Annotated in this window: 3 protein-coding genes; 2 read left to right on the top strand and 1 reads right to left on the bottom strand. The window is 38.0% G+C overall.

The window, feature by feature from the left end; all coding sequences use genetic code 11:
- Positions 1–58: 58 nt before the first annotated feature.
- Positions 59–2,089, bottom strand: a complete 2,031-nt coding sequence (locus V7161_RS18790; protein WP_335714470.1) for an alpha-galactosidase — start codon at positions 2,087–2,089, stop codon at positions 59–61.
- Between the two features lie 280 nt (positions 2,090–2,369).
- On the opposite strand from V7161_RS18790, the gene V7161_RS18785 reads away from it, so the two are divergent.
- Both V7161_RS18785 and V7161_RS18780 read left to right on the top strand, forming a co-directional pair.
- A complete protein-coding gene (locus V7161_RS18785) occupies positions 2,370–3,269 on the top strand; it encodes a LysR family transcriptional regulator (RefSeq protein ID WP_335714469.1) in 900 nt (299 codons plus the stop codon).
- Positions 3,270–3,455: 186 nt separating this feature from the next.
- Positions 3,456–3,806, top strand: coding sequence for a hypothetical protein (locus V7161_RS18780; protein ID WP_335714468.1), 351 nt, complete (start codon positions 3,456–3,458; stop codon positions 3,804–3,806).
- Positions 3,807–3,916: the final 110 nt, after the last annotated feature.

Raw genomic sequence — 3,916 nt, 5'->3', positions numbered from 1 at the left:
CCTACAGGTACCATATTAATTGTTCGAACTCTTTTTTCTTGCAATCAAATCTCGGTTGCTAGTCCCATACCTCTTCTTGACCAAACTTTTTTGGTCTTCTAAATAGCCTTTGGGCAATTATTTTAATTTTCTTATTGGTAATTCCAAGTACGGTTAAGAGGATCACCATAATAAAAACTATTAGAATCGTAAGCTGAGTTGTCAAAGTTGGTTTGTCGGTTTGTGCTGAAGGAGACTTTTCGCTTGTACCGACCGCATTTTTTGCCGTTACAACATACGAGTAGTGAATGCCTTTGCTTTGCGGGGCAGCCTTATCGACATAGTTCGGATTTGTTAAATTCGATGCGATTTGTTGGTAACTGCTGCTGAGTCCTAAACGGTTAATTTCTTTTCGATAGACTGTATAAGAAGCCGTCCCGAATGTGGGATTCCAGGAAAGTGTAACAGAATCTTTATTTTTCCTATTGGCTAATACCCAGTCCGGTGAATCAGGCGCTGTTGTCATTTTTGTATGAAAGGAATAGATGCCAATCTGTTTTTCAGTTCCTTCTGAAACGGAAGATACTTTCCAGTAATAGCGAGTATCGGTCTCCAAGTCAGCTAAAACCATTGACGAGGAAGAAATGGTTTGATCAGATACAATGTTTTTAAAAATAGGATCGGCAGCTACTAGAATATGATAGCTGTCTGCACCGGCTTGGGTATCCCAGTTCACCGAAACATTAGACGGGTTCACTTCGATTTCCCCGCTATTAGGAGAAACTGCAGGGGATGAAGCCGATACCACATGAATCATCCGGGAATCATGACTGGCAAGACTAGCTGTGAATCCAGAGTCCTTTTTTCCTAAATCTTGATGGCTCCACATATCATGAACCAAAGCTGGTCCATCAATATGCAAATCTGACCAATTAACAGTTACCTGTTGAGTTGATGTTCCAGTATTAAAGAGCCCGATGTTGTATGAACCATCTTGCAGTTTCTGATAGAATATTTGAGAATCTTCGGTTTTGAATAACTGTTTCCCTGGTATGCCACTTTGGTTCGCCCCAATAATTTCATCGTTTGTTAGCAAGCTGATTCCATAGTCATCTAGTTTTGACAGGTCGCTCCCAATCACAAAATGGGATGCGGCAATGGCCCATAGAGAAACATACGAACGTTTTTCTTTTTCTGTTAAACCATCCTTACTTCCGTTAGCCACATTTAATGAATCCAAGTCATTCCAACCGCCTGGCCCAGCATGAGGCTGCCAATTTGCGACATCACTAAATCTTCTGGACACCTTTTTCCAATTGGTGTGCGTTGGAGTGCCGTAGGCCTCGACATCGTGATCAGTCCGCCAGCCATTGGATAACTGTTGCCAGGTCGAAATATGGTTGATATCCAAGTTATTGGATAACTCCACATGAATCGGTCTCCCTGTTTTCTTCAAAGCTTTTGCCCATGCTTCAATATCAGGAATGTCCTGGTTTCGAACTCCGTCAATCTTAAGGTAATCTACTCCATAGGAAGCAAACAGCCTTGCCCAAGAATCGATATATTCCTGCGCTCCAGGTTTTGAGTAATCGATTGCATACATATTGTCGAAATTAAAGCTCACTTTTTGCCCTTTGCTCAGGTCCACAATATCTTTTGCGTGGTAGGGTGTTCCTTCTATCGGGGTGTTTTGATCAATCGCCCCTTTAGGAATGCCAAGAGTGACATACAGACCAAATTTTAATCCTTTTTTGTGGATATAATCCCCAACTGCTATCATACCATTTGGAAATTTCTTAGGGTCGACAGCCCATCTGCCATACTTGTCCACGGTTGTCGTCCAATCAAGCTGATAGTAATCATCAAGATTGACATATTCGTATCCGTGAGACTTAAATTTTGCTGCCATAATATCAGCAGCCGCTTTAATGTTTTCCTCTGTCGGCTTCTTGCGAATTGAACTCCAACTGCTCCAGCCCATAAATGGGCGCTCGGCTAAATTGTTATAGGTCGAAGCTTCCACTTCTTCCGGCTCTAAAATTGAAAAAGGAAAGTTTCCAGCAAGGATGAATGTGCACGTTAATAATGATGAGATAACCTTCTTTAGCATAAAACTTCCCCCGATATTGATAGATTTATTTGATAGGAAATATTTTTGTAGTTATTAGGTCAATAATATTACAGAATACTTATTTTTTTAATGAACAATATGTTCCAACTTTTAAATTCTTACTTTACACATTGGATTAATTGGAGTAAAATTTAGAAAACTTATTAATTAATTGAATCTGCCGATTGGTCGTCCAAAGGCTCCTTAACACATTCGTGTGTTTTGGAGCTTTTTTTATTGGCAACGGTAAATAATTAAATCGGGAAAGGGGTTGGAAGAATTGAATATCGATCATCTAGAAGCGTTTATGTATGTAGTTCATTTGGAAAGTATCCATAAAGCTGCAGAAGCTCTTTATTTATCTCAGCCAACCGTTACTGCGAGAATTAAAACATTGGAACGGGATTTAGGCATCGAATTATTTTTACGAAAGGGGAGAAGCTTGACATTATCGGAAGAAGGAAAAGCATTTATTCCGTATGCAGGGCAAATCATAAAAACATACGATCAAGGAAAGAAACTACTGAAAAAAGAAGATAATCCAGAGGAAATTGTCATAGGGGCCAATATTATTACCTCACAATACTTTATTCCGTTTGCCCTTCCTTTCTTGAAAAGATCCCATCCCGAACTGCGATTTAAATTTATCTCAGCGCCAAACGAAGTATTGCTTGAAAAACTTCTTCAGAAACAGGTCGATATCGCCTTTTTAAAGGAGATATCTCATCAAGGAATTCAAAAGCAGGAGCTCTTAAATAATTCCGTCAGATTAGTTGTATATCCGGATCACTCCTTTCATTCTCTAAAAAATATTTCTATCCAGCAATTGGCCATGGAACCGATGGTATTTTTCGAGTGTGGTGCTTTTGATTGGAATCGGATTCACAAATTATTTGAAGTGGCCTATGTAAAACCTAATATAGAATTTTTAGTGGACCATCTTGAAGTGGCAAAATCAATCATACTAAGCAAAAATGGTATCGGATTTTTACCTTACTTATGCATAAAAAAAGAATTGGAACAAGGGGAGCTTATCGAAATCGATGTTTCACATTTTATTCAATTAAATCAGCATATTTATGCGGCTTACTTAAATAATAGTTATGAAAATCAACAGCTATGGAATGATATTCTTTTATCTGTTAAAGAATTTGAAAAGCAAAGCATCAAATGTGATTAATTATTCCTATTTGTTGATTGATTTTTTCTATCAGTTAACATATTGCCATTACCATCTTCTGGGTGATAGGATTAATCTCAATTAAATAAAACAGCCCGCGAACTTTAAAACAGGGAATAGTAAAATTATAATTCCGACTATTCGGGTTTATATTGTTGGTTATATATAGAAAAGGAGTTGACGTTTTTGAAACCTCAAAGTAAAAATTCGGTCAGAACACATACAAAGAATGTAAGTTCCTTAGCTGCCAGCAGGTTTCTCAACTTGCCGGATTTGCCATTTTTTATTTGGTGTAATCAACAGTACGGAGTCAATCGTGGGATATACAATACAATTGATCAATGGTTTTATGACTATGGAATTGATAATATATATTGCCGAAGAATTCAGCTCTTGGCGTTTTTAGATTTTGTCAAAGATGAGATGCACGAGCCAGATAAACATAAATTTATTCGCTTTGGCCATGGCGGTCTAACCAAAAGACTGAATGAATTTCTGAAAGATGATCCACAAGGTGGAAAAGTAATACCACTGTAGAGATAAAACAAACAAATAGAACCTTAAAACGTAAATGCTTATGCAGGCGTTCATAGCCCGAAAAAGAAAGTTAAGAGCTAATGCGGTAAATAGTTCATTGCCCCAGGAAT

The organism is Neobacillus drentensis (assembly GCF_036965425.1).
Taxonomy (GTDB): domain Bacteria; phylum Bacillota; class Bacilli; order Bacillales; family Cytobacillaceae; genus Neobacillus; species Neobacillus drentensis_F.
Note: the sequence above shows the minus strand (reverse complement) of the source record. Positions and strands in the feature narration are given on the sequence as shown.

Bases quoted from the DNA above. Each gene is read 5' to 3' on its own strand.
- V7161_RS18790 (WP_335714470.1), bottom strand. From the start codon at position 2,089: ATGCTAAAGAAGGTTATCTCATCATTATTAACGTGCACATTCATCCTT.